Source organism: Aestuariivita sp. (genome assembly GCF_021404545.1).
Lineage (GTDB): Bacteria > Pseudomonadota > Alphaproteobacteria > Rhodobacterales > Rhodobacteraceae > Aestuariivita.
Map to the genome: position 1 here is coordinate 1 of NZ_JAAWWD010000086.1, position 1,184 is coordinate 1,184.

Annotated in this window: 3 protein-coding genes and 1 pseudogene; all 4 read left to right on the forward strand. The window is 61.1% G+C overall.

Going from position 1 to position 1,184, the window contains the following annotated elements:
• A pseudogene (locus HEP69_RS23465) lies at positions 1–371 on the forward strand (EamA/RhaT family transporter); the annotation flags it as partial.
• 33 nt (positions 372–404) lie between these two features.
• Positions 405–599, forward strand: a complete 195-nt coding sequence (locus HEP69_RS23470; protein WP_290560941.1) for a hypothetical protein — start codon at positions 405–407, stop codon at positions 597–599.
• On the forward strand, positions 596–862 hold the full coding sequence (locus HEP69_RS23475) for a hypothetical protein (protein ID WP_290560942.1): 267 nt from the start codon (positions 596–598) through the stop codon (positions 860–862). The genes HEP69_RS23470 and HEP69_RS23475 overlap by 4 nt, the downstream gene beginning before the upstream one ends.
• Positions 863–880: 18 nt before the next feature.
• Positions 881–1,168, forward strand: a complete 288-nt coding sequence (locus tag HEP69_RS23480; protein WP_290560943.1) for an EamA family transporter — start codon at positions 881–883, stop codon at positions 1,166–1,168.
• Positions 1,169–1,184 lie beyond the last annotated feature (16 nt).

The following is a 1,184-nucleotide window of genomic DNA, read 5'->3' on the forward strand; positions in this document are numbered from 1 at the left end:
GTGTGCTCATCGCGATGAATCCAACGGGCGAGAACTTTTCCCTTGTTGCGATCCTGCCGCTTCTGTGCGCCGTGACCTACGCAATTTCTCAGATCATCGCACGCCAGATCGGCGACCGGGAAAGCACGCTTACGGTGGGGCTTTATACCCTGACCTTTGCGGGGCTCTTGATCCTGCCCATGGGCTGGCTGGTCAATCAGGTGATCGAGATCACCCCGGCGACCTATCACCTGCGCTGGGAGATGCCGCCGCAGGCGTTGGACGACCTGCCGCGTCTTGCGCTGTTGGGGGCCATCGGGATGGCGGCCTACACGCTTGTCTCGCGCGCCTATCAGGTGGCGAATGCCGGCCCCGTCGCACCGTTTGACTAAACCTATCTGCCCTTTGCCGCCCTGCTGGCCTATGTGCTCTGGGATGAAGTGCCCGCGCTGAATACGCTGGCAGGCATGGGGATCATCACCGCCTCTGGTCTGTACCTTGGATGGCGCGAACTACGAGCCTCGCGTCATAGTGATGCCACGCCGGTCACGGCCGAGGCGATCTTTGCCCCCGGCAGCCCTCTGCCGCCGCAAATTCCCGAGGAAGAAACCAGCCGATGACCACTGTCACGATCCAACCTGAACGCGATATGCGGGGCTATGTCCTTGTTTTTCTTGCAGGGCTGGTCTGGTCTACCGTTGGCTTGGGCATTCGCTTGATTGACGAAGCACAGGTCTGGCAAATTCTGTTTTACCGCTCCGCGTCGATGACCCTGCTGCTCTATGTGGTGATCCGATTGCCCACCGGGCAAGATGCACTGCGTCTTGCGCTACAGATGGGCTGGCCGGGGGGGATTGGTGGGCTGTCGCTGGTGGCGGCCTAAACCGGCCCAAACTTTGCCATTCAGACCACCTCTGTCGCCAAGGCGATAATGCTCTTTGCTTGCTCCCCGCTTTTGGCTGCGATCCTCGGACGGGTGGTCCTGCGCGAATATGTGCGCCCGCAAACTTGGGTGGCTATCGTGGTGGCGGCCTGTGGCATTGCGGTCATGGTTTGGGACAAGTTCGGGGGAGCGGCGCTTGGGGGCAATCTGGCCGCCATCGGAGCGGCAGAAGGGTTTGGGAACTTCCCCATCACCCTCGCGCAGGGGCAAGGCAACCAGAAGGAAGACAGCGAAGCTTGTTCCTAGGGGCTTTTGGCAGGGG

What these genes read in the sequence shown, in the direction of transcription:
- HEP69_RS23475 (WP_290560942.1), top strand. Translation starts at nt 596, where the DNA reads ATGACCACTGTCACGATCCAACCTGAACGCGATATGCGGGGCTATGTC.